We start from the raw sequence: 22,187 nt of genomic DNA, 5'->3' as shown, positions 1-22,187 counted from the left end.
GTGCCCGGGCAGCGCAACAGGACGTCTCGGGCGGAAGCCAGATCTAACGTCGCGCATCTCCTCCCAAAAAGATCAATGATTCATATCTGTATTTCAATGACATATGAGTTCGTAGTTTTGTTCCGGATGGCGCGCCATCTCTCTCATAAGAAATTGCGCGTTGGCTGGCCTGTACATCGTGGCGCTTCTTCCCAAATTAGACAGGGTGCTGCTCAGGACCGGCGACGATGCACCTTTGAGAACGTTGCTTGTCCCACAATGGAGAAGCAGTGCGGGGGAGAGAGTGTCAGTCAATCCCCTTTGAGAGATAACGCTTTTTCGACTTTCATGGACTAAAACCTACCAATTCAACTACCCGCAGAATTGAAAATTCCTCTGCGTGAGCACGTTGGTCGAAGGCGGGCACTATCGGGAGTGGGACTTAAGGATGGACGCCCAAATACTGATCGAGGAGAAGATCCGCTGCGGCGGGTCCGCCGCTGACGCGCGCAACTGCCCTGAGATCGCCGTGAGAAGCAGGCACCCTCGCCGAGGCGAGGCGCTGGACCGGCTGTGCCGCCCCCACGGGCCTCAACGGAGGCGGCCCCCCGAGTCCGGCAGAACCTCCTGCTGGCATCGGAGGCGGCCCTCCCAATCGGCGGAGGTGGCGGGAATTGCGCAAACGTCGCAGCTGGCACCTGCGAGATCGCTGCGAACGTGGCAGCCAGCGTCATAGGGACATAGCGTTTCCTTTGCTAGAATTGCGGTTCAAGGGTCGGCGCTGGCGCAGCGCGCGGGAAGCTTCGCCCGGGCTCGGGGATTTCGTGCACCGGAGCATCGGCCCCATGCAGTTGATCGCTGTGATCAGGATGAACTCTAAACCACGCCACATACAGCGCCGGCAGGAACAGCAAGGTCAGCAGCGTACCGACGATGATGCCGCCCATCATGGCAAAGGCCATCGGGCCCCAGAAAATTTCGCGGGCGATGGGAATCAGCGCGAGACTGGCGGCCGCGGCCGTCAGCAGGATCGGGCGCATACGATGCTCGGTTGCTTCCACCACTGCATCCCAGGCCGGCCTGCCCTCCTTCTTCAGATCCTCGATCTGCACGATCAGGATCACCGAGTTCCGGACCAGGATGCCGATGAGGGCGAGTACGCCGAGGATGGCGACGAAGCCCAGCGGCGCCCCACTCGGCAGCAGCGCCATGACGACACCGATCAACGCGAGCGGCGCGACCGCGAACACCAGGAACAGACGCGAAAAGCTCTGCAGCTGCACCATCAGCACCGTGGCCATAACGAACAGCATCAGCGGCACCACCGCGATGATCGGCCCCTGGCTCTTGGCACTCTCCTCCACCGAGCCGCCGATCTTCACCGAGTATCCCGCGGGCAGCTGCTTGGTAAATTCCGCCACCTTCGGCGCGAGCTGATCGACGACCGTCTTCGGCTGAACTTTGCTGACGACGGCGGCTTTCAGAGTGATGGTCGGAATCCTGGCGCGGCGCCAGATCGTGGGCTGCTCCAGCTCGTAGCGCAGATTGGCAACCGCCCCGAGCGGAACCGATTGGCCGCCGAGCCCGGTCAATTGCAGGTCGCGCAGCGTATCGATCGAGGCGCGTTCCGGCGCGGTCGCCCGTCCCGTGACATTGACCAGATAGATGCTGTCGCGCACTTGCGTGACCGGCGTGCCCTGGAGCACGGAGTTCAGCGTGGTGGCGATGTCTTCCGACGTGACGCCAAGCTGGCGTGCCTTGTCCTGGAGCACGTCGACCTTGACGACGCGCGCGGGCTCCATCCAGTCGAACACGACGTTCCCCAGATCAGGATTGCTGCGAATAACCCCGGCAAGTTTCTGCGACAGGTCGCGGACCTCAGCGATATCGGGGCCGCTCAGACGATATTGCACCGGACGTCCCACGGGAGGGCCAACCTCGAGCAGCTTGACGTAGGTGTCGGTGCCCGGGAAGGTTTTCCGCAAGTAGTCCTCGAACTGCGACTTGAGGCGATCGCGCGCAGCAATACCCCCTTTGGTCACGATCACTTGCTGGCCAAACCATGTGTTGGCGGTCTGCAGATCGAATGACAGCACGAAGCGCGGCGCGCCGGTACCGACAAACGTCGACCAATGCTCGACTGAACCGTTGCCCTGCAATTGCTCGCGCTCGAAGCGCGCCATCTGCGTATTGGTGTCGGTGATCGAGGCATTCTGCGGCAGATTCCAGTCGATCACGAGCTCGGCGCGGTCCGACGAGGGAAAGAACTGCTGCTGCACGAACTGCAAGCCGAACACGGCCAGCAGGAAGGCGCCGGCCGTCACGGTGACGGTGCTCCACCGGTGATGCATACAGAACAGCAGCAGGCGCGCGAACATCTGCGCCAGGCGGCCCTTCTGCCCGTGATGCCCCTTCATCCTGGCCGGCAGGATGGTGACGCCGAGCAGCGGGGTGAACAAGACGGCCACGATCCAGGAGACGATCAATGACACCGCAATCACCACAAACAGGGTGAAAGTAAACTCGCCGGCATTGCTGCTGTTGAGCCCGATCGGGATGAAGCCGGCCACGGTGACAAGCGTTCCCGTCAGCATCGGGAACGCGGTCGACGTGTAGACGTGGGTTGCCGCCTTTTCGAGGGGATCGCCGATCTCGAGCCGCGCCACCATCATCTCGACCGCGATCATGGCATCGTCGACCAGCAGGCCAAGCGCGATGATCAGGGCCCCAAGCGAAATACGTTGCAGCGAGATGCCGCAATAAGCCATCACAACGAAGGTGATCGCGAGCACGAGCGGAATGGCGATGGCGACCACGAGACCGGCACGCAAGCCGAGACTCAGGAAGCTGATGCCGAGCACGATGATGACGGCCTCGAACAACGCTTCGGTGAAGCCGGAAACGGCATGTTCGACCACGACGGGCTGGTCGGCCACGAGGTGTACGCCGACACCGATCGGCAGGTCGGCGATGATTCCAGCCATCTCCTTTTTCAACCCCTCGCCGAACTTGAGCAAATTGGCACCGGATTTCATGCCGATCGCGAGCGCGATGGCGGGCTGACCATTGTATCGGAACAGGGTTGACGGCGGATCGGCGTAGCCGCGCGTGATGGTCGCAACATCGGTTAGCGGGAAGAAGCGATCGTTGATGCGGAGATTGACTGCCTTGAGGCTCGCCTCTGAGGCGAACTGGCCGTTCACGCGCACGCTGATCCGCTCCGGCCCCTCCTGGAACACGCCGGAGGGCGCCACCGCGTTCTGCCCTTGCAGCGAATTCATGATGGCGTGGACATCGAGGCCGAGGGCCGCGATCTTGCGGGTGGAGAATTCGAGATAAATCACCTCATCCTGCGCGCCGAGAATGTCGACCTTGCCGACATCGGGCACCGTCAGCACCTTGGCCCGGATGTCCTCGACCTGGTCGCGGAGCTGTCGCTGGCTCAAGCCGTCGCTGGTGAAGGCATAAACGTTGCCGAAGACGTCGCCGAAACGGTCATTGAAACCGGGTCCGATCACGCCTTGTGGGAAATCGCCCCTGATGTCCGCGATCATGTTGCGGACGCGCACCCAGGTCGGCTTGACGTCGGCCGCCTTGGTCGAATCGCGCAAGTAGACGAAGACGGTGGTCTGGCCTGCGACCGTCACGCTCTTGGTGTAGTCGAGCGATTCCAGTTCCTCCAGCTTCTTCTCGATCCGGTCGGTAACCTGGCGCGTCATTTCCTCGGGCGAGGCGCCCGGCCACTGCGCCTGGATCACCATTGTCTTGATGGTGAAGTCAGGATCTTCCTGCCGCCCGAGTTGGAGATAGGCAAACAGGCCTGCCGCCATGAAGGCGATCATGAAATACCAGACGAGCGAGCGATGGCCGAGCGCCCAGTCCGAGAGGTTGAACGACTTCATGGCTCTTGATCCTGTTCGATACGGACATGTTGTCCGGGCTTGAGGCTATGAATTCCGGCGGTGACGACCCGGGTGCCTTCGGCAAGCCCGCCGGTGACGCGGATGCCCGCCTGTTCGGCGACACCATCGATCTTCTGCAGCGAGACGGTGCCGGCGGACTGATCGACCACCCAGACGAAATCGGCGCCGTCCCTGGCGAGCACCGCTGATGCGGGCAGGCGCAAGACCCTGCTCTGGTCCTTCCCGAGCCTTGCCGTGACGGTCGCGCCAAGACGGAAGCTTTCGGGCGGGTTCTCGAGCGCAATACGGACACGTCGCAGCCGCGTCACCGCATCGGCCTGCGGCGCGATTTCGCGGATGCTGCCTTCGACCTGAACCGCGGGAAGGAGCTGCAGGCTGACGGTGAACGGGAGACCGACTTCGAGCGGCACAGGTAGGTCTTCCCCGATATCGACGACCGCCTCGCGAATGTCCGGCCGCGCGACCGTCACTACGGTTTGACCGGGCGAAACCACTTGGCCGACTTCAGCGCCGACGGCGGTAACGACGCCGCCGAAGTCCGCCTTGATCTGGGCATAGCCGAGTTGCTCGATGGCTTTGGTCAGGTTCGCCTGCTCCTGCGCGACGCTTGCTTCGGCGCCGGCGCGGGCCTGCTCGGCATTATCCAGCGTCTGCCTGGTGGTCGCATCGCTGGTGATGAGCGTGCGCTGCCGCTCCTCCGTGGCCCTGGCCGTCGCAAGCTGCGCCTCGGCCTTCGCAAGCTGAGCTTTGGCCGCGCGAACGGCGAGATCGAGTGCGGTGGGATCGATCGTGCCGATGATTTGTCCTTCACGGACGATGTCGCCAACGTAGACCGGGCGCGAAGTCAGCCGTCCGAGTACGCGAAAACCAAGGTTGGTCTTGTAGCGCGGCTCGACGGCGCCGACGGCAACCGTGCCGTCACCGCTGTTCTGCTTGGCCACCATTGAGAGCACGGGGCGCACGGGCTCCGGCGCCTTCGTCTCCTGCTGACAGCCGGTGAGCAACGAGGCCGCCGCGAGCGTGCCAGCGATCATCATGACCTGTCGCTTCATGACTGACCTCCCTCCTCAGTGACCGACTGGCCGACGCTCAGAAGCTTGCCGCCGTCGACGACGACGCGCTCGCCGGGCTCGAGGCCTGCCTTGATCAGCACCTGGCCGGCCTCGTAAGCGCCGACCGTGACGGGCTTCAGCGACGCTGTCTGCGTTTTCGGGTCGACCGTCCAGACAGCAGGCTTCCTGCCCGCGGCCATCAGCGCGCTCCAGGGCAAGGTGATGTCCTTCTGAGCTTTCGTCTTGACAGTTCCCGCGACGGCGCTGCCCAGCGTCATCGCGGCCGGCGGATTTTCGATGGACACTTTGACGCGGATCGTGGAGCTCTTCGCGTCGATCGCCGGTGAGATCTCTCTCACCTCACCCATCGCGGTCACGCCGGGGTCGGAGACCAGCGCCAGCGTGACGCGGCGGCTGTCGGTCTCGCCAAGAAATACGGATTCATAGACCTCAAAGACGGCATCCCGCTCCCCATCTTGGGCAAGCGAGAACACAGGTTGGGCAGCCGGAACGACCTGGCCGACCTCGAGGTTTCGAGCTGTAATGACACCGTCGGCTTCAGCGCGCAGGACGGTATAGCCGAGCGCATCCCCAGAGGTGCCCAGTTGAGCCTTGGCGGCTTCCAGCACGCCCTCTGCGGTTCGTAAACCTTCCTGGGCCTGATCGTACACGGTCCGGGTGGTGAAGCCGCTCGCGATCAGCGCTTTCTGCCGCTCGAACGTAGCCTTCGCCACGCGCAGCTGGGCTTCGGCCGACGCCACTGCCGCGGTCGCGGCATCGACGTCGGCTTGTTGCTCCGCCGGATCGAGCCGGGCGAGAACGTCGCCTTTGTTGACGTGAGCACCGACGTCCGCGGTGCGGGCAACCACGCGTCCGCTGAGGCGGAAAGATAGATCGGCACGGAAGCGCGCCTGGATCTCCCCGGTCAGCGTGAGGGAGGCTTGCCGGTCACGCGGCTGAACGATCGTGGTCCGGACCAGTGTGGCGCGCGTGGCCGTCTGCGCCGCGCGGTCGTTGCAGCCGCTCAGCGCGACGCCGGCAAGCACGGCCGCCGCGACGAGGACCTTCGCCGCAGGGAGCGTCCGAAGCGGATCGGTCGGGTTGGAAGAATGGGTTGTCATGAGGCGTCCGTAGGATGGGAAGGCGACAGCAGCCCGCCAAGGACATCGGCGGACTGACTGGGGACGACCAGGTCGCGGTCGTGCTGGCACAGCAATCCCGCAAGGGGATCAATCACAGCGGTAGGCCCGCGTTGATCGGCCGCTGCGCGGGCGTTGAACACCACTTTGTCTGGAGCGGCAGCTCTCGTGCGGCGCGGAACCCTCATCTGGCGCGTCGCGATTGACCGGTTTGGACCCAGTTCGCGCTCGCTGAGCGGGAACGAGAGGACAATCGAGGTGAATTCGGCGCCAAAGCCTTGCTCGATCCGGCCGCCGAGAGCCCTGGCAAGATCTCTCGCTGTTCGCAATTCGCGGTCAGAGACGTCACGCGCCGGGCGCGAGCCGTTGTCCAGGACGACGCAATTCACCAGGGTGCCGGCGCGCGTCAGCTTGACCTTGATCTGCCCGGCCCGCGCGTCGAAGCAGGCGTGCCTAGCCGCGTGCATCACGAGTTCATGGACGATCAGTCCCAGGTGCCAGCAGCGCTCCGGCTGAAGCGCGAGGCAGTGAGTCGCGAAGGCCAGTTGAATGTTCATCCGGTCCAGCAGCGCCCGGCGCATGCCACGTCCCAGTTTGCGAATGTAGGTGGCGGCGTGAATCAGCGTATCTCCCGCGGGCATCGCCAGAGCGCGATGCACGTCGGCATAACCGTGCAGCAGTTCCACGACATCGCTGAGTGCGCTTTTGGCTTCCTTCCCCTCAGCCCGAATAGCGGCGGCGGAGACAAGACCAATGGCGAAGGCAACCCCGTTGGTGACCCTGTGATGCAGTTCGCGCAACAGAACGCGCTCCAGCAAGCCGGACGGGTCTGGGCTCAAGACAGTCACGACACTCTCCTCATTTTGCTCGGACGATTGGGCTCGAACGCCCCACCTCTGCGAGCCTGGTCGTCGCGGAAGCATTCGCCAGGCCCGCAGCCATCGAGGCTCGCTTTAATAAACTATACCGTATATTTTCTTTTCCTTGCCTTTCTTCGCAGCCCATGTCAAGTGGGAAAGCGACGCGCACAGACTCGTGATTTTGGAGGTCCAAGAATGAAGAAGACGAAGCGAGGCAGACCGCCCAAGGATCTTGCCGGCGACGCGCAGGCGCGAATTCTCGATGCAGCCCAGCAACTGTTTCTCGAAAAAGGCTTCCGCAGCGCAAGCATCGACGACATTTCCGAACTTGCTCCCGCGAGCAAGCCGACCATCTATGCTCACTTCCCCGGCAAAGAAGCACTGTTCGCGGCCGTGGTGGCCCGCAGCATCGACGGGCTGACGGATTTTGAAGGCTTCTCGCCCGAAGGCCGCACCATCGAGGACAAGTTGATGAGCCTCGGAACCGCCATTATCGACAGGGTTATCGAGGAGTCGCTCGGCATGGTCCGGGCGACGATCGCCGAATCTCAGCGGTTTCCCGAACTGAGCCGCAACGTTCACGACGCCGCACGCGATCGCTCCCTGGCCGCGGTGTCGCAGTGGCTGGATAACGCCACACAGAAGCTCGCCCGCTCACCAAGGGGTCCGTTCAGCGCCAAACGAAGCCGCGCCACGGCGCAGATATTCCTCGACCTGATCCTGCTGCCGATGCTGTTTCGATCGCTCATCGGCGAGCCGCCGAAAGACCTGAAGAAGGAGCTTCCCGGATTCGTGCGAGAACGGGTCGGCTTTTTCCTGGCGGCATGCGAGTCGGATTGGTAGCACTAGTTGCAGGCTTGCCGTCTTATCGCGAGGCGCCGGAGCCGATCCGTCAGCGGCCTACCGGCAGTTCCAGGTGCGATGCTATCTTGAGCGCTTGCACTAACGGCGTGCGGCGCAGCGCACCCGTACAGAAACTCAACATTTCGTCGAAGCTTGGTCGAAGCGTCGTCACACCGGTCCGCGAGGGATCGAGATAGACATCCATGGCTGCCAGAAGACAGCGGGTTAATGCCATCGGATTGCCGTCCCGTAACTCCCCGTTTTCTTGCCCGGTGCCGATCACTGGCCGGACCAGCCCCCTGATCTGGTCTTCGTAGGCGAGGACGACGAACCAATTCTGCCGAACGGCCAACGCCACAAGGTCCTGCAATCTCCGGTCCTTTGCAGGTCGACCTTCGTTACATTCGGCAATCGCCTTCAGGATGGTAGTCAGGCGCCGCAGCGCCGACCCGCCGCTGCGCCCCGCCTCGGCTGCAGCGCTCAGGATGTCGTCGAGCACCTCTCCTACGACGGCCTCCTCGATCGCCCGCTTTGAGTGAAAGAAGCGATAGACGTTGGCTGAGGACATCGACAAGCTCCGCCCGATGTCGGCCACGGTGGTCTTGTTGTGACCAATCTGACAATAGAGAGTCTTGGCTGCCTGCACGATTCTGTAGCGCCCGTCCGCATTCCTGGTCCGCTCGTCAATCTGCTCGCGCATGATGCTTCTCACCGGGCCGGCAGATTCGTGAGCTCGCAGCGGCAGGCTTCGCCGAAATCGCGCAATGGGTCTATTTCCTCGATAAAGTTGGGCAGATCCACAAACGTGCGATTTGGCGACAGGTAGGTTTCGATGATCAGGCGCCCGGTGCGCTCGGCGGCCTGAACGACCTCGTTGCTCGAGAGAATTCGCATTCGTCCCACCAGCGTATGGAGACTGACGAGCTGCGGAATTTCTGCCTGATCATTGATCAGGGCGTCGGCGTAGAGCCGTGATGCTTCCTCGATGAAGCTGCGATACAGCCGCTCGCGCTTCGAGAACGAGCGGGTGTGATGACGCTCACGCAATCTACGTCGTCGGCTGAACCATCCACTCACGATGGTCGAAACCGATCCAAAGGCAGAGCCGCCGAATGCGGCCAAAGCCGGAATGTACATGGTAGTCATGATGTCGCTCCTGTTTCCAAAACGATTGATGCAATCTGCGCGGATATGATCTCGCCCCTGCGAAGCTGCTTCTATTTGGTCCCGTCTGATCCGGTACTCGCCTGCTCGAACACTGTTTTGCACGCTTCGCTGAGATCCGACTTCCTGAGCCGCAGACAGGCTTCTCCTGACGGATCGGGAATGTAGGCACTGCATAAGCGAAAGGCATCGGGCGCACAGGCCGCCCTCTGCTCCGGAGTGCCGCGGTTCTCTTGGGCGGGTGCGCTCGCAACCGCGACCACGGCTCCGATGAACAGCGCCGGCATCAATCTCATCAGGTCGAATCCTTTCACCGCTTGACGTTTCCGGTTCGCCGGAGCGGAGCCTCGCTTCGCCGTAACGCGTTTGTGAGGCCCTTGCCTTTGACATCAACCGCGAAGCATGGTTTATATGAAATATACGGTGTAGTATATTAATAGGACAAAGAATGTCAACTCTTCTATTCGCGTTGATGCGTGAAAACCCCTTACCGGGGCTCGCCGCTGCGTCGCTGAACGTCGTCTTCGCTTTGTGTCTCGTGGTCCTGAGCCTGCTGCTCGGCATCACGATCTCGATGGTCGCCTGGGTCCATACCCTCGGCGCCCACCGGCTCAGTACCGTCAGGCTTGGCCAGGAACGGAGGACGTTCGCATGACGCCGGCTCTGCTGATGGCCCGGAACAGCATCATTTACTGGGTCAACGCCTGGCTCGCGCCGCTCGAATGCATGTTCGACATGATCGAGTCCGAACTGGCGCGCAGAGGCGTTGCGCCCGACGAAATCGACTATCTCCCGCACACGCGTGAGACGACGTCCGGAGTCCTGGCGTGCTGAACTTCGCCGAAATGAAACTGCAAGCGCCGAGCACGCGAAGCGGCATCGCGCCTTTGGAGTATCTGACAATGAGACCGACTTATCGCTGCCAGGGGACGCGGCCGTGAACCGACGATCCCTCGAGTTCACGCACGCAAGCCGATCGACTGATCACGGCCTTCCCTTGCGCGGCTATCTTGTCACGGTCGGCAGTGTACTGGCGTGCTTGCTTTTGGCGACCGGCTGGGTGCTGCCTGCGCAGCTGCCGGACCACTTTGCGGAACCGGATCTTGTACGGCCTACAATTCGCACCCACTCCGACCTCAAGGGACCGGAGCGTGTCGTGATCGATGCCAATCAGCTCCTGCCGGCATCCGCTGACAAGGAGATCGCCGCAGCCGCTTCGCAGCCGGGTCATGCACCCGATGCGATTCGAAGCACGGGCTCGGACGCGCAAACCGATGAAAACGAGGTTTCTCCCGTGACGATGCCCCCACAACTGCGCAGCAGTCTCGCACAGTCGGCGGTCGAGGACGTCTCCCGAAATTCCATTGCATTGGCTTCGTCGGAGATAGCCCACGAGCTTTCTCACCTCTCTGCCGAGAGACGACGTCGGGCCGCGCGGCGCGCGACACCGCATGGCCGTTGCGGCTCGGCACGCCACAGCTCTTGCAGCGATACGTTCGCCCTCACTCGCCTTTGGTAGGCGATCGACCAACTTTAGAAGAGGTTCACCAATGTCGAAGAAGCATTTGTTTGCCCTGATCGTATGGTCCGCCGCGCTCACGGCGACCGGCGCCGTTGCCGACGTGGCACAAAATCCCGCAGACGCGGACAGGCCGAGCGCGACGGCGCAAAGCGAAGCCGAGGACGCTGCGATTCGGCGCGTGCTCACGGAATTCCGCGCCATACGAGTCCCGCTCAGCCGGGCAATTGAGGTCGCCGAGCGCCTGCATGACGGCTCGAAGACTGCCGACATCAGCTTTGAGCTTGCCAACCCGCCCGTCTACCGCGTTCGCACCATGAGAAATGAAAGCGTGTGGGAAAACGCCGTCGATGCAAATACCGAAAGCGTTACGGGCAAGGAGGTGGAGTCTTCCCTGAAGGAACTGGATCGGGACGTTCTCGCCAACATGATTGCCTTGAAATGGATCAAGCAGGAAATGTCGGATGCGGTGCAGGTCGCCGAGAGAGCTGCGAGCGGCAGTGCGCTGGCCGGTGGTCTCGTGAGACAGGAAGGCAAGCTGAATTTCGTGGTCGTCGTCGCCGCCGGGGACCATTTGAAAGAAGTGATGCTCGAGCCGCCCAAAGTCGGAAAGCAGAGCGCAAGCCAGCGCTGAAACGCGTGTTCACATCGCAAAACTCAAGAGCAACCGCACCATGAACTTCCAGCCTCGATCCGAGCTCTTTTCCGCGCAACGGCGGTTACCCTTTGACTGCATCGCGCTGCTGTTGCAAGGCGGCGGCGCGCTCGGCGCCTATCAGGCGGGCGTGTACGAAGCCTTGGCCGAAGCCAGCATTCATCCCGATTGGGTTGCCGGCATTTCGATCGGAGCCATCAACGCCGCCATTATCGCCGGCAACCCTCCTGAGTCCCGTGTCGAGCGCCTGCGCGACTTCTGGACCCAGGTCACTTCAACGGCGCCCTGGGACTTATCCGGAACGCCTTTCCTTGATTGGGGGAAGAGCGACAACACGCGCAACCTCATCAATCAAATGAGCGCCGGCCTGGCAGCGACGTGCGGCGCAGCCGGATTTTTCTCCGCCCGTCCCATCCCGCCCTGGCTGCAACTCGGCGGCACCAACGATGCCACCAGCATTTACGACACACGCGCGCTCAAGACCACGCTGGAGCGCCTGGTCGATTTCGATCGTCTCAATGACGGAACGACGCGCTTCAGCGCGGGCGCGGTCAACGTGCGAACAGGGAATTTCGTCTATTTCGACAACACGACCCATACGATCCGGCCCGAGCATATCATGGCAAGCGGCGCGCTGCCGCCGGGCTTCCCCGCCGTGGAAATCGAAGGGGAGCACTATTGGGACGGCGGTCTCGTCTCCAACACGCCGCTGCAATGGGTGATCGAATCAGATGCCCCGCAGGACATGCTCGCGTTCCAGGTCGACCTCTGGAGCGCCCGCGGTCAACTTCCGCGCAACATGGCTGAGGTCGTCACGCGGCACAAGGAGATCCAGTATTCGAGCCGCACGCGCGCCAGCACCGACCAGTTCAAGCGCGTCCAGCGCCTGCGGCGCGCACTCACGGATCTGCTTGGCCGGCTCCCTGACGATCTCAGTCAGCACGAGAACGTAAAGCTCCTCAGCACGGCAGTGTCCCGCAACGTCTACAACATCGTCCATCTGATCTATCGCGCGCGCAATCACGAGGGGCACTCCAAGGACTACGAGTTCTCGCGCCTTTCAATGCTGGACCACTGGCAGGCTGGCTACCACGACGCGCTGCGCACACTGCGCCATCCCGAGGTGCTCGCGCGGCCTTCGAGCCCCGACGGGGTCTTCACGTTTGATCTCGAACAAGACGGCCGCGAGTAGGCCCACCCCAACTGCCTGGAGAGCACAAATGCGCGAGATTGACGTGAAACAACGAGCCTTTGCGATGCCGCTGACCAACCCGGCCTATCCGCCAGGGCCTTACCGGTTCGTCGATCGCGAATACCTGATCATCACCTATCGCACCGACCCGGCCAAGCTCCAGGCGGTGGTTCCGGAGCCACTTGAGGTCGACGTGCGAGAAGCTCTGGTCAAGTATGAATTCATTCGCATGCCGGATTCGACCGGCTTTGGCGATTACACGGAAAGCGGACAGGTCATCCCCGTCTCCTTCCGCGGACGCAAAGGCGGCTATACGCATTGCATGTTCCTCAACGACGAAGGCCCCATTGCGGGCGGGCGCGAGCTATGGGGCTTTCCGAAGAAGCTCGCCCAGCCGACGTTGCGAACCGAGATCGACACATTGATCGGCACGCTGGATTACGGCCCGCTCCGGGTTGCGACCGGAACGATGGGCTACAAGCACCGCGCGGCCGACTTGTCGATAATCAAGGCGGCTCTGAACGAGCCGAACTTCCTGCTCAAGATCATCCCACACGTCGACGGTAGCCCCCGCATCTGCGAGCTCGTCGAATACCATCTTAAGGACGTCGTGCTGAAGGGTGCCTGGACCGGACCCGCGGCCCTCGCCTTGACACCGCATGCCTTGGCGCCGGTTGCTGAACTGCCGGTCCTGGAGATCGTCTCTGCCGTCCACATCCGCGCCGACCTTACACTCGGCCTCGGAAAGGTGGTGCACGACTATCTGCAGCAGCCGGCTCGCGGCTCGATTCGAGCCGGCGAGAAAGCTCTGGTCTTGTAGATCCAACTGGGCGTCGCGATCTCCGGCGTAGCACCTATCGTCATTCGCATTTGTAAGAAGAAAGTGTACGAGATGGGAATTCTGAACGGAAAGACAGCTGTCGTCACCGGCTCGACCAGCGGCATTGGCCTCGCGTGCGCGCGAACCTTCGCCGGCGCGGGCGCCAACGTCGTCATCAACGGCATGGGCGCGCCCGGCGATATTGAAAAGGAGCGCGCCGCTATCGAACGCGATTTCACGGTCAGGGCGATCTACTCGCCCGCCGACATGACGAAGCCAAGCGAGATTGCCGAGCTCATCGCTCTCGGTGAGGAGACCTTCGGCAGCGTTGACATTCTCGTCAACAACGCCGGCATCCAGCACGTTTCGCCGATCGAGGAATTCCCCGCCGAGAAGTGGGATGCGATCATCGCGATCAACCTGTCTGCCTCTTTCCATGCCATCCGCGCGGCGGTGCCAGGCATGAAGACGCGCGGCTGGGGACGCATCGTCAATACGGCATCGGCCCATTCGGTGATCGCCTCGCCCTTCAAGTCGGCCTATGTCGCAGCCAAGCACGGCATTGCTGGCCTTACCAAGACCGTGGCACTGGAACTCGCTCGCTCGAAGATCACCTGCAACTGCATCAGCCCCGGCTACGTCTGGACGCCGCTCGTCGAGAAGCAAATTCCGAACACGATGGCGGCCCGGCGCATGCGGCGGGATGAGGTCATCAATGATGTCCTGCTCGCCGCGCAGCCGACCAAGGAGTTCGTCACCGTCGAACAGGTTGCTTCGCTGGCACTGTTCCTGTGCAGCGACGATGCCGCTCAAATCACGGGCGCCAACCTCTCGATGGATGGGGGCTGGACGGTCGCCTAGCCAGTTATTCACGGAGCTTTCAATCATGTCTCCTGTCAGGCGAGCCAACCGGAACGAGACTATGCGCCATTTCCAGCTCAACCCTTCGGAAGATAACCGCCTTGCCAACGCTCTCCGCGCCTGTGAGGAGATATTCAACGAGGATGTGCTGCCAGGCGATGCCGAGTTGATGGCTCCGAGCGACTTCTACGCAGCGATGGCTCCCGGACCGTCGCGCACTTGATCAACGGCGCACGGTAACGGGGCAAGGCTGTTTCCCTATCTCGCGGCCTGAGGGACGCGGCACCAGACAATCGGGGCAGTTGACTCAAGTCAACATCTGCAGGGTCGACCTGGGAGATCATTCAATTCAAGCAGTCAGCGGAGACGATCATGACAGAGCAGAGCAGCGTGCATTTTTACCTGAATTGGGCCAAGGAGCGCATCGACGAGATGGATGCCGCACTCGCCTCGTTCGAGGTGAAGACCGGGCAGGCGAAGGCCGAATCCAAGGTCAAAGCAGAGCAGATCATCGCCGATCTGAAGAAGCGCCGCGACGAATTCCAGGTGCAGCTCAAGATGCAAGCCGAAGCCGGCGAAGCGGCTTGGGCACGCAGCAGGACAGAACTCGAGAAGCAATGGAGCGGGTTCGAGGCGCAGATGAAGACCTACTTCGAAGGCGCCGGCAAGCAGCTCGAGCAGCAGCAAGCGACTTTCAAGGACATCGCCGCCGCGCAGGCAAAGGCTTGGCGCGAGGCCGCAGACAAGTTCCGGGTGGCGGCCGGCAAGGTGGCGGCAACCCACACCGGGGACTTCGATGCCGCTCTCAAGCAGATGAAATTCGATGCATCAGAGGCGGAAGCGCGTCTGCAGCAGCTAAAGCAGGCCGGCAGCGAGTCATGGTCCGTGCTGAGCGCAGCGCTCGCGGAATCCCGCAAGGCGTTCGATCGGGCCAATCAAGCAGCTTGGAATGCGCTGAAGGGCTCTAGCTCGAAGAGCTGAGCGCACTCACTTCACCCAGAGACATGCAGCCTCCCGGGGTGCCGTCGGGCTAAACGGGCATTGGTCCTATCAAGCTGAACCATGTTCGTGTGCTAACTCCAGGCTTTGTCGTTCTGCCTCTGATCGATGCCTTCGGAGTTGCGACCTTGGAGTAATCATAGCTAGCCGTTGGCGTGCATCCGACACGAACAACGAATTCAAGGCGCACGAAATCGGACGATATCGTAGTCCGGCGCACAAGATCGTAGAAATGGCGGAGAGAGTGGAAGTCGAACCCGCGAGCCAAGCCGTTCAGCGGTCGGGATCGAAGGCTAAGCCGACCGCACCAGTTTCGCACCAGAAACGATCCCTCCAAGAGCGATAAACGCGGCCAAACATCACAAAAAATGCTGAAAAATCAACGGCCGCATCCCTTGTCCTGCCGCTCATAACGGTCTGGTTGCAGGTTCGAGTCCTGCCGGGCCCACCAATGGACCGATGACTTGACCGGAGCGCGCCCCGCCCGGATGCGGATCCGTTCTACAGGTAATTCTCAAACGCGTGCCGCTGCGCCGGCGTCAGATGCAGGCCGTGCTTGGTGCGTCGATCCAGGAAATCGGCAGAACGCCTGGCCCACTCCATCTCGCGGAGATACGCCGCCTCGCGTTCATAGAAGTCACCGCCGAAATGATGGCCGAGATCGACGGAGGTACGCGCCGGCCCTAACAGTTCGCGCGCAAGCGTCCCGTAAAGACGGGCATAGTGCTGAATGAGCGTTCGCGGCAGATCGGGATAGTCGCGCGCCAGCCCATTCGAGAAATCATCGAAGCTGCCGCCGAGGTCGCCGCCCGGCAGCGGCCGGTTCGCGGTCCAGGCCGACGACAGTTTGGGAAACCACGGCGCGAGGCGCTGCATCGCCTGCTCCGCCAGCCGCCGGTAGGTCGTGATCTTGCCGCCGAAGATCGAGAGCAGCGGCGGCGCGCCCTCGGCGCCGTCTACCTCGAACACATAGTCGCGGGTCACGGCCGACGGATTGTCGGCATTGTCGTCATAGAGCGGCCGGACGCCGGAGAAGGCGTGCACGATCTCGCTCGGCTGCGGCGGCGTGCGGAAATAGCGGCGCAGCACCTGCAACAGATAGTCGGTCTCGTCCGCGCCGATCGCGACGTCCTCGGCGCGCCCCTGATAGGGAATGTCGGTGGTGCCGATCAACGCGAGATCGTTCTCATAGGGATTGACGAAGATCACCCGGCGATCGGCATTTTGCAGCAGATAGGCCTGCGGCCCGGCCCAGAATTTCGGCACCACGATGTGGCTGCCCTTGACCAGCCGCACGCTCTGCGCCGAGTTCAGCCCGGCCACGCCCTGGATGACATCCTGGACCCACGGACCGGCGGCGTTGACCAGCGCGCGCGATCGCACGGTTTGCGCCGTGCCGTCGTGGCCCTGCATCTCCAGCAGCCAGACCTCGCCATCGCGGCGCGCACGCACCGCTCGCGTGCGCGGCAGGATACGGGCGCCGTTCTGTGCCGCATCGATCAGATTCAGGATCACCAGCCTGCTGTCGTCGACCCAGCAATCCGAATATTCGAAGCCTCGCCGGAACTCCTGATGCAGCGGCGCGCCTTCAGGGGCCTGCGACAGATCCAGGCTGCGGCTCGCCGGCAGTTGCTTGCGGCCGCCGAGATGGTCGTAGAGCAGCAGCCCGGTGCGGACCAGCCAGGCCGGCCGCTGCTCCGGCGAGTGCGGCAGCACGAAGCGCATCGGCCAGATGATGTGGGGCGCGGACGCGAGCAGCACCTCGCGCTCGATCAGCGCCTCGCGCACCAGGCGGAATTCGTAGTATTCGAGATAGCGCAGCCCGCCATGGATCAGCTTGCCCGAGCGCGACGAGGTGCCCTCGGCGAAATCATCCTTCTCGCAGAGCAGCACCTTCAACCCACGACCAGCCGCGTCGCGGGCGATGCCGGCGCCATTGATGCCGCCACCGATGACAGCGATATCGACCAGCCCGTGATTCGTGCCTGCGACCGGCGCAGCGCCCGTCATCGCTTGCTGCTACGCCGTTTCTCGGCGCGGCGCGGCGCCGCCTTCGCCGTCGCGCGTGCCTTGGTCGGCTTTGGCGCCTGCAGGCCATAGGTGGAGAACCCCTTCGCGGTATCGGCGATCTCCTCATCCGTGAGGATGACGCGCGAATCGAGCGCGAGCGAGAGATAATACTGCTTCGCGATGGTCTCGAGCTCGACCGCGAGCCACATCGCCTTGTCGAGATTCGCGCCCAGCGCGATCATGCCGTGGTTGGCGAGCAGGCAGCCATTGCGGCCTTCCAGCGCGACGATCGCGTGATCGGACAATTCCTTGGTGCCGTAGCGCGCGTAGCCGGCGCAGCGGATGTCCGCGCCGCCGAACGCCGCCATCATGTAGTGGCAGGCCGGGATCGGCTTGCGCGCGATCGCGAGCACGGTCGCATAGGTCGAATGGGTATGGACGATGGCGCCGACATCGGGCCGGGCGCGCGTGATGTCGAGATGGAAGCGCCATTCGGTGGACGGCTGCAGCGGTCCCTCCCACGTGCCGTAGTCGCCCTCCAGCGGCATCGAGGCGATCATCTCCGGCTTCATCGAATCGTAGGGGGTCGCCGACGGCGTGATCAGCATCCGGTCCTTGTAGCGGGCGGAAATGTTGCCTGATGTCCCCTGGTTGAGACCCGACGCATTCATCCATCGGCACTTGGCGATAACGGCCTCGCGCAATTGTCGTTCCTCACGGGTCATACGTAATGCCTTTCTCTTCAACACAGATTGCGTCTTCAGCACGGATTGCGTGGTGGCTCGCCGGCCAGGAAGCGGCGAACCTCCTCGGCCGCCTGCTCGGCGGCCACGGTGACGGTACGCACCGAAGCGCCGGCAATGTGCGGCGTCAGCGTGACGTTGGGAAGTCGCAAGAGCGGCCAGTCCGCCGGGACGGGCTCGACCGCGAAAGTGTCGAGCATGGCGCCGCCAAGATGCCCCGATGCCAGCGCATCATACAGTGCCTCGTAATCGACCAGCGGACCGCGTGCGGTGTTGATCAGGAACGCCCCCTGCTTGAACCGGGCCAGCGCCTCGCGCCCGATAAAGCGGGTGGTCTCGGGCGTGACGCGCGCGTGAAGCGTAATGACGTCGGCGCGGCCGAGCAATTCGCCGAGCGCGACATGTTCGACGCCATCATTGCGGTCCTGAGCGCTGAGCTGGACATAGGGGTCGGCGACCAGGATTTTGCAGCCGAAGGCCTTCAGCAGCTTGACCACACGGCTGCCGATTGCACCGTAACCAACGATGCCGACTGTCATCTCGCCGAGCTCGCGCCCGGTGCGGTCGGCACGATAGAGATCGCCGCGCCATTCGCCGCCACGCAGCGCCTCATGGCCGCTGCGGATCAAGCGGGTCTCGGCGAGAATGGCGCCGATGGTGAACTCCGCTACCGCACTCGCATTGCGGCCGGGCGTGTTGACGACCAGCACATCGTGGTCGCGCGCCGCCTGCATGTCGATGTTGACAGGGCCGCCCCGCGACACCGCGATGAACTTCAGCGTCGGCAGCCGCTCCAGCATCGAACGCGAGATCGGCGCCAGGTGGGTGACGAGGAGTTCGGCATCGCCGATGAAGTCGATGATCTCGTCCGGCTGCCCCATGAATTCCTTCAGGCCATCGAGCTTCGAGCCGGCGTAGCCGTGCTCCATCGGCTCGTCCGGCCAGGGCTGCTCCAGGGTCCGGATATCGACGTCATTGCCGCAGGCTGAGCGGATGTGCTCGGCGAACACCGAGGGCAGCATGAAGCGGTCGCCGACGATGGCGATGGACTTAGACATGGTCGCCTCCGGCGCGCAGCGCGGCGAGTTGCTTCCAGACCGGCCGCGACGCCAGCCTGGCATCGAGATAGGTCGGGAAGATGCTGGCGTAGCGCTTCGCCAGCGTGGCGTCAGGCGATTGCGGAGCGCTCAGATGCGGCGCAACCCACTGCTCGGCGCAGGCGCGCATGTCGGGATAGGCATCGATCGTCACGGCCGCGATCATCGCCACGCCTGCGGCGCCCGCCTCGGTGCGGCTGCAGATGCGGACGTCGCAATCGAGCGCCGCCCCGAGAATTGCGCCGAGCGCACGGCTCTTCGCCGCGCCGCCGGTGATCCTGACATCGCGCGGCAGCGTCCCCATCGCGGCATAGCAATCCCGTGCGGCAAACGCCAAGCCCTCCATCACGCCGCGCATCAAATCTCCATAGCGGTGGCGCGAGCGCAGGCCGAAGAATTGCGCGCTGGCCTCATGCGCGACGAACGGCCCGCGCTCGCCGGCATCGGAAATGAACGGATGGAACAGCACCTCGCCGGGCTTGGCCCGCAGCACCTGATCGTCGAGCCGGCGGATCAGTTCGGTGCGCGTGCGCGTGACGCCCTCCGCCGCCAGCAAGTCGCATGCGAGATCGAGCATCCAGTCGATGTTCAGCGTCGCCGCCATATTGGACTGCATCTGGGCATAGTGACCCGGCACCGGGAACGCCATGGTGTAGCCGGTTGCCTCGCGGTTCAGCGTCACCGCGTCTGCGCTCGACACCAGCCGCATATGCATGCCGGTCGAACCGAGGATCGTGCAGCCGACATCCGGCGACGGATCGTACAGCCCGGCACCGAGCGCGTTGCAGATCACATCGACATAACCAAGACAGACCGGCACGCCTTCCGGCAGCCCAATCTCCGTGGCCGCGGCCGCGCTGAGCGGATGCGTCATCACCGCACCGTCGACGACCGACGGGAACAGGCGCGTCAGCTCGGCGATACCGATCAACCTCGCGGTCTCCACATCGAAACCTCGCTTGCGGAATTCGCCGCAGGAGAACGTGGCCTCCGACGGATCGGTAGCGCGCTCGCCCGTGAGCAGGAAATAGAGCCAGTCCTTGCAGTGGAAGGCTGTTGTCGCCTTCGCGATCGCCTCAGGCATATGCGCCTGCAGCCATGCCAGTTGCGGCCCCTGCTGGCAGGCATTGAGCCCGGAGCCGGTACGGCGATAGAGAGCCGCATTGCGCTCGCTGCCGCGGATCGCCTCGACCAGCCGTCCGGCGCGCGAGTCGAGCCACAGCAGCGCCGGAGCAACCGGCCGGCCGTCGTCGTCGATCAGCCAGGTCCCGTCGCCCTGCCCGGTCACCGCGATCGCCGCGATCCGTGCGGACAAGTCGGGCACTGACTTCGCGAGGGCGCGAATGACCGCGACCGTGTCGCTCCAGGTCCGCGCCATATCCTGCTCGACATGGCCACCGGCCAGGCTGCTGTACGCATTCGGCCGCGAGACATCGGCAAGCTGCTTGCCGGCGAGCGTGAACGCTACCGCCTTGATCAGCGAGGTGCCGGCATCGATGCCGATGATGACGTCGCGGCTTGCAGAAGCTGCCATCGTCACGACACCTCCGCATGGCGGATGCAGCTTCCGTCGCTGCCGAAGATGTGCAGGTGACGCGGCTCCAGCGCGAACGGGACAATCTCGCCCGGCCGTGCGGCGACGCGGCCCGGCGTGACTGCGATCAGCATGCGGCCGCCGCAATCGCCGGCGATATGCGACTGATCGCCGAGCCACTGGTTGGAGACGACCTTGACCCTGACGCCGCCGGTCCCGACCGCGATCTTCTGCGGACGAATGCCGATCCGCACCTCGGATGTGCCGGCGAGCGCCTTCACTACCTCACGGTCCAGCCCGGCGCCGCCGATATCGAAACGCATGTCGGTTCCGACCGACAGGCGGAAGCCGCCATCCGAGCGCGCCACCTCGGCGTCGAGCAGGTTCATCGGCGGCTCGCCGATGAAGCTCGCGACGAACAGATTGGCCGGCCGGCCCTTCAGCTCCTTCTCACTGGCGAACTGCTGCAGCACGCCGCCTTCCATCACCGCGATGCGGTCGGCCAGCGCGCTCGCTTCGGTCTGGTCGTGGGTGACGAAGATCGCGGTCATGCCGCGCTCGGCGAGCAGGCTCTTGATCCGGCCGCGCAGCACCGCGCGCAGCTGCGGCTCGAGCTGCCCCATCGGCTCGTCGAGCAGATAGAGATCGGCGTCGCGCACCAGCGCCCGCGCCAGCGACACGCGCTGCTGCTGGCCGCCGGAGATCGCGCGCGGATAGCTGTCGAGGATGTCCTCGATCTCGACCAGGCGGGCGATCTCGTCGACGCGACGCGTGACCTCAGCTCGTGGCAGCTGGGCGGATTTCAGTGCGAACGCGATGTTCTCACGGACCGTGAGCGGCGGATAGAGCGAGTAGCCCTCGAAGGCCATCGCGACCTTGCGCCGCGCCGGCGGCAGCTCGTGGATCCGCCGTCCGCCGAGCGCGATCGATCCGGCCGAGACGTCCTCGAACCCCGCGATCATGCGCAATGTCGAGGTCTTGCCGCAGCCCGACGATCCCAACAGCGCGACGATCTCACCCTTCTCGACCGCCATGTCGAGCGCGCGCACGGCATGCACCGGCGGCTTGCCGCGGCTCTGGTAGACCTTGTCGATGCCTCGAAGCTCGAGCATGTCCATGACCATCCGCTCCTATGCCGCCTTGAGCCGGGGCGACGGCCCGATCCGCAGCCCGGTTGCGCGATCGAACAGCATCGCAGCTTCAGGCGCGAAGCGGATGAAAACCGTATCGTCGGCGGCACCTTGCGGCGCATCCGGCGGCAGCGCCGCCAGCCACTCCGTTCCGTCGGCGAGACGGAGCAGCAGTACCGCCTTCTCATGCATCGGCGTGATCGCGAGAATACGCGCCGGGATGCCATCGTCAGCCGACGCAGACGACACCACCAGATCCTCCGGCCGGACGCCAAGCCAGCATGAACCGAGCGACGCTGCCCGATCGGCGCTCCCGAGCCGCATTCTGGCGCCTGCAACGGCGGCCGACAGCATGCCGTGCTCTACAACTGGAGATACCTCGGCGAGGTTGATGGTCGGATCGCCGAACAATCGCGCGATCGCGACCGAGGCGGGCTGGGCATAGATATCGGCGGGCGTCGCGACTTGCGCGAGCCGGCCATCAATCAGTACCGCGATGCGGTCGGCGATCGCCATCGCCTCGCGATAGTCCTGGGTCACGTAGAGCACGGCAGCCGTCCCGCGCCGCAGCAGGTTCGGCAGCTCGAGCCGCATCTCGTAGCGCAGCTTGGCGTCGACGTTGCGCAAGGGATCATCGAGCAGCAGCACGTCCGGGTTACCGATCAGC

The 22,187-nt window shown here is 63.6% G+C and carries 23 protein-coding genes; 10 read left to right on the top strand and 13 right to left on the bottom strand.

Annotation, left to right across the window (positions count from 1 at the left end):
- Nucleotides 1-734 precede the first annotated feature (734 nt).
- From FNJ47_RS08090 to FNJ47_RS08075, 4 genes are read right to left on the bottom strand one after another with little or no spacing between them, the layout of a single operon-like run.
- Entirely contained in the window at nt 735-3,881 is a 3,147-nt protein-coding gene (locus tag FNJ47_RS08090; protein WP_163152382.1) for an efflux RND transporter permease subunit, read from the bottom strand.
- Nucleotides 3,878-4,954 (bottom strand): efflux RND transporter periplasmic adaptor subunit, encoded by a 1,077-nt coding sequence (locus FNJ47_RS08085; RefSeq protein ID WP_163152380.1) that lies wholly within the window; start codon nt 4,952-4,954, stop codon nt 3,878-3,880. The genes FNJ47_RS08090 and FNJ47_RS08085 overlap by 4 nt, the downstream gene beginning before the upstream one ends.
- Entirely contained in the window at nt 4,951-6,075 is a 1,125-nt protein-coding gene (locus FNJ47_RS08080) for an efflux RND transporter periplasmic adaptor subunit (RefSeq protein WP_163152378.1), read from the bottom strand. The genes FNJ47_RS08085 and FNJ47_RS08080 overlap by 4 nt, the downstream gene beginning before the upstream one ends.
- Nucleotides 6,072-6,941 (bottom strand): histidine kinase dimerization/phosphoacceptor domain -containing protein, encoded by an 870-nt coding sequence (locus FNJ47_RS08075; protein ID WP_347341628.1) that lies wholly within the window; start codon nt 6,939-6,941, stop codon nt 6,072-6,074. Before FNJ47_RS08075 ends, FNJ47_RS08080 begins: the two co-directional genes overlap by 4 nt.
- Before the next feature lie 207 nt (nt 6,942-7,148).
- Here FNJ47_RS08075 and FNJ47_RS08070 point away from each other — a divergent pair, with 207 nt between their 5' ends.
- Entirely contained in the window at nt 7,149-7,796 is a 648-nt protein-coding gene (locus tag FNJ47_RS08070) for a TetR/AcrR family transcriptional regulator (RefSeq protein WP_163152376.1), read from the top strand.
- A gap of 49 nt (nt 7,797-7,845) precedes the next feature.
- Here the strand turns inward: FNJ47_RS08070 and FNJ47_RS08065 are convergent, their stop codons facing one another.
- From FNJ47_RS08065 to FNJ47_RS08055, 3 genes are all read right to left on the bottom strand, one after another.
- Nucleotides 7,846-8,496: a TetR/AcrR family transcriptional regulator gene (locus tag FNJ47_RS08065; RefSeq protein ID WP_163152374.1), complete on the bottom strand. Its 651-nt coding sequence runs from the start codon at nt 8,494-8,496 to the stop codon at nt 7,846-7,848.
- An 8-nt stretch (nt 8,497-8,504) separates the two neighbouring features.
- The gene (locus tag FNJ47_RS08060) at nt 8,505-8,942 is read right to left on the bottom strand and encodes a hypothetical protein (RefSeq protein WP_165445595.1); all 438 of its coding nucleotides are present in this window, start codon (nt 8,940-8,942) and stop codon (nt 8,505-8,507) included.
- A 71-nt stretch (nt 8,943-9,013) separates the two neighbouring features.
- Nucleotides 9,014-9,274 carry a hypothetical protein gene (locus FNJ47_RS08055; RefSeq protein ID WP_347341627.1) on the bottom strand — a complete coding sequence of 87 codons (261 nt, stop codon included), beginning with the start codon at nt 9,272-9,274 and terminating at the stop codon, nt 9,014-9,016.
- A 134-nt stretch (nt 9,275-9,408) separates the two neighbouring features.
- On the opposite strand from FNJ47_RS08055, the gene FNJ47_RS08050 reads away from it, so the two are divergent.
- From FNJ47_RS08050 to FNJ47_RS08010, 9 genes are all read left to right on the top strand, one after another.
- Nucleotides 9,409-9,615, top strand: coding sequence for a hypothetical protein (locus tag FNJ47_RS08050; RefSeq protein ID WP_163152372.1), 207 nt, complete (start codon nt 9,409-9,411; stop codon nt 9,613-9,615).
- Entirely contained in the window at nt 9,612-9,794 is a 183-nt protein-coding gene (locus FNJ47_RS08045) for a hypothetical protein (protein ID WP_163152370.1), read from the top strand. The genes FNJ47_RS08050 and FNJ47_RS08045 overlap by 4 nt, the downstream gene beginning before the upstream one ends.
- 103 nt (nt 9,795-9,897) lie before the next feature.
- Nucleotides 9,898-10,479 carry a hypothetical protein gene (locus tag FNJ47_RS08040; RefSeq protein WP_163152368.1) on the top strand — a complete coding sequence of 194 codons (582 nt, stop codon included), beginning with the start codon at nt 9,898-9,900 and terminating at the stop codon, nt 10,477-10,479.
- Between the two features lie 31 nt (nt 10,480-10,510).
- Nucleotides 10,511-11,113, top strand: a complete 603-nt coding sequence (locus FNJ47_RS08035) for a PepSY domain-containing protein (RefSeq protein ID WP_163152366.1) — start codon at nt 10,511-10,513, stop codon at nt 11,111-11,113.
- 40 nt (nt 11,114-11,153) lie between these two features.
- Nucleotides 11,154-12,326 carry a DUF3734 domain-containing protein gene (locus FNJ47_RS08030; protein ID WP_163152364.1) on the top strand — a complete coding sequence of 391 codons (1,173 nt, stop codon included), beginning with the start codon at nt 11,154-11,156 and terminating at the stop codon, nt 12,324-12,326.
- Nucleotides 12,327-12,354: 28 nt separating this feature from the next.
- Complete coding sequence (locus FNJ47_RS08025; protein WP_163152439.1) at nt 12,355-13,146, top strand: acetoacetate decarboxylase; 792 nt, start codon at nt 12,355-12,357, stop codon at nt 13,144-13,146.
- Between the two features lie 72 nt (nt 13,147-13,218).
- Complete coding sequence (locus FNJ47_RS08020; protein WP_163152362.1) at nt 13,219-14,007, top strand: 3-hydroxybutyrate dehydrogenase; 789 nt, start codon at nt 13,219-13,221, stop codon at nt 14,005-14,007.
- Nucleotides 14,008-14,068: 61 nt separating this feature from the next.
- A complete protein-coding gene (locus FNJ47_RS08015; RefSeq protein WP_163152360.1) occupies nt 14,069-14,230 on the top strand; it encodes a hypothetical protein in 162 nt (53 codons plus the stop codon).
- A gap of 149 nt (nt 14,231-14,379) precedes the next feature.
- Nucleotides 14,380-14,988: a sll1863 family stress response protein gene (locus FNJ47_RS08010; RefSeq protein WP_163152358.1), complete on the top strand. Its 609-nt coding sequence runs from the start codon at nt 14,380-14,382 to the stop codon at nt 14,986-14,988.
- A 519-nt stretch (nt 14,989-15,507) separates the two neighbouring features.
- On the opposite strand, the gene FNJ47_RS08005 is transcribed toward FNJ47_RS08010, so the two are convergent.
- The 6 genes from FNJ47_RS08005 to FNJ47_RS07980 form a co-directional block, all read right to left on the bottom strand.
- On the bottom strand, nt 15,508-17,016 hold the full coding sequence (locus tag FNJ47_RS08005; protein WP_163152356.1) for a glycerol-3-phosphate dehydrogenase: 1,509 nt from the start codon (nt 17,014-17,016) through the stop codon (nt 15,508-15,510).
- Entirely contained in the window at nt 17,013-17,741 is a 729-nt protein-coding gene (locus FNJ47_RS08000) for a class II aldolase/adducin family protein (RefSeq protein ID WP_165445594.1), read from the bottom strand. Before FNJ47_RS08000 ends, FNJ47_RS08005 begins: the two co-directional genes overlap by 4 nt.
- Nucleotides 17,742-17,776: 35 nt before the next feature.
- Entirely contained in the window at nt 17,777-18,817 is a 1,041-nt protein-coding gene (locus FNJ47_RS07995; protein WP_163152352.1) for a 2-hydroxyacid dehydrogenase, read from the bottom strand.
- Nucleotides 18,810-20,390: an FGGY-family carbohydrate kinase gene (locus FNJ47_RS07990; RefSeq protein ID WP_163152350.1), complete on the bottom strand. Its 1,581-nt coding sequence runs from the start codon at nt 20,388-20,390 to the stop codon at nt 18,810-18,812. The genes FNJ47_RS07995 and FNJ47_RS07990 overlap by 8 nt, the downstream gene beginning before the upstream one ends.
- A gap of 2 nt (nt 20,391-20,392) precedes the next feature.
- Nucleotides 20,393-21,508, bottom strand: coding sequence for an ABC transporter ATP-binding protein (locus tag FNJ47_RS07985; protein WP_430649362.1), 1,116 nt, complete (start codon nt 21,506-21,508; stop codon nt 20,393-20,395).
- 12 nt (nt 21,509-21,520) lie between these two features.
- Nucleotides 21,521-22,187 (bottom strand): TOBE domain-containing protein (locus FNJ47_RS07980; RefSeq protein WP_163152348.1); only part of this gene is annotated, 667 nt, incomplete at its 5' end.

The sequence above is a fragment of the Bradyrhizobium uaiense genome, from assembly GCF_010811875.1.
Lineage (GTDB): Bacteria > Pseudomonadota > Alphaproteobacteria > Rhizobiales > Xanthobacteraceae > Bradyrhizobium > Bradyrhizobium uaiense.
This window is presented reverse-complemented; position numbering and strand designations above follow the sequence as displayed.

Bases quoted from the DNA above. Each gene is read 5' to 3' on its own strand.
- FNJ47_RS08090 (WP_163152382.1), bottom strand. From the start codon at position 3,881: ATGAAGTCGTTCAACCTCTCGGACTGGGCGCTCGGCCATCGCTCGCTC.
- FNJ47_RS08085 (WP_163152380.1), bottom strand. From the start codon at position 4,954: ATGAAGCGACAGGTCATGATGATCGCTGGCACGCTCGCGGCGGCCTCG.
- FNJ47_RS08080 (WP_163152378.1), bottom strand. From the start codon at position 6,075: ATGACAACCCATTCTTCCAACCCGACCGATCCGCTTCGGACGCTCCCT.
- FNJ47_RS08070 (WP_163152376.1), top strand. From the start codon at position 7,149: ATGAAGAAGACGAAGCGAGGCAGACCGCCCAAGGATCTTGCCGGCGAC.
- FNJ47_RS08065 (WP_163152374.1), bottom strand. From the start codon at position 8,496: ATGCGCGAGCAGATTGACGAGCGGACCAGGAATGCGGACGGGCGCTAC.
- FNJ47_RS08060 (WP_165445595.1), bottom strand. From the start codon at position 8,942: ATGACTACCATGTACATTCCGGCTTTGGCCGCATTCGGCGGCTCTGCC.
- FNJ47_RS08050 (WP_163152372.1), top strand. From the start codon at position 9,409: ATGTCAACTCTTCTATTCGCGTTGATGCGTGAAAACCCCTTACCGGGG.
- FNJ47_RS08045 (WP_163152370.1), top strand. From the start codon at position 9,612: ATGACGCCGGCTCTGCTGATGGCCCGGAACAGCATCATTTACTGGGTC.
- FNJ47_RS08035 (WP_163152366.1), top strand. From the start codon at position 10,511: ATGTCGAAGAAGCATTTGTTTGCCCTGATCGTATGGTCCGCCGCGCTC.
- FNJ47_RS08030 (WP_163152364.1), top strand. From the start codon at position 11,154: ATGAACTTCCAGCCTCGATCCGAGCTCTTTTCCGCGCAACGGCGGTTA.
- FNJ47_RS08025 (WP_163152439.1), top strand. From the start codon at position 12,355: ATGCGCGAGATTGACGTGAAACAACGAGCCTTTGCGATGCCGCTGACC.
- FNJ47_RS08020 (WP_163152362.1), top strand. From the start codon at position 13,219: ATGGGAATTCTGAACGGAAAGACAGCTGTCGTCACCGGCTCGACCAGC.
- FNJ47_RS08015 (WP_163152360.1), top strand. From the start codon at position 14,069: ATGCGCCATTTCCAGCTCAACCCTTCGGAAGATAACCGCCTTGCCAAC.
- FNJ47_RS08010 (WP_163152358.1), top strand. From the start codon at position 14,380: ATGACAGAGCAGAGCAGCGTGCATTTTTACCTGAATTGGGCCAAGGAG.
- FNJ47_RS08005 (WP_163152356.1), bottom strand. From the start codon at position 17,016: ATGACGGGCGCTGCGCCGGTCGCAGGCACGAATCACGGGCTGGTCGAT.
- FNJ47_RS08000 (WP_165445594.1), bottom strand. From the start codon at position 17,741: ATGACCCGTGAGGAACGACAATTGCGCGAGGCCGTTATCGCCAAGTGC.
- FNJ47_RS07995 (WP_163152352.1), bottom strand. From the start codon at position 18,817: ATGTCTAAGTCCATCGCCATCGTCGGCGACCGCTTCATGCTGCCCTCG.
- FNJ47_RS07990 (WP_163152350.1), bottom strand. From the start codon at position 20,390: ATGGCAGCTTCTGCAAGCCGCGACGTCATCATCGGCATCGATGCCGGC.
- FNJ47_RS07985 (WP_430649362.1), bottom strand. From the start codon at position 21,508: ATGGACATGCTCGAGCTTCGAGGCATCGACAAGGTCTACCAGAGCCGC.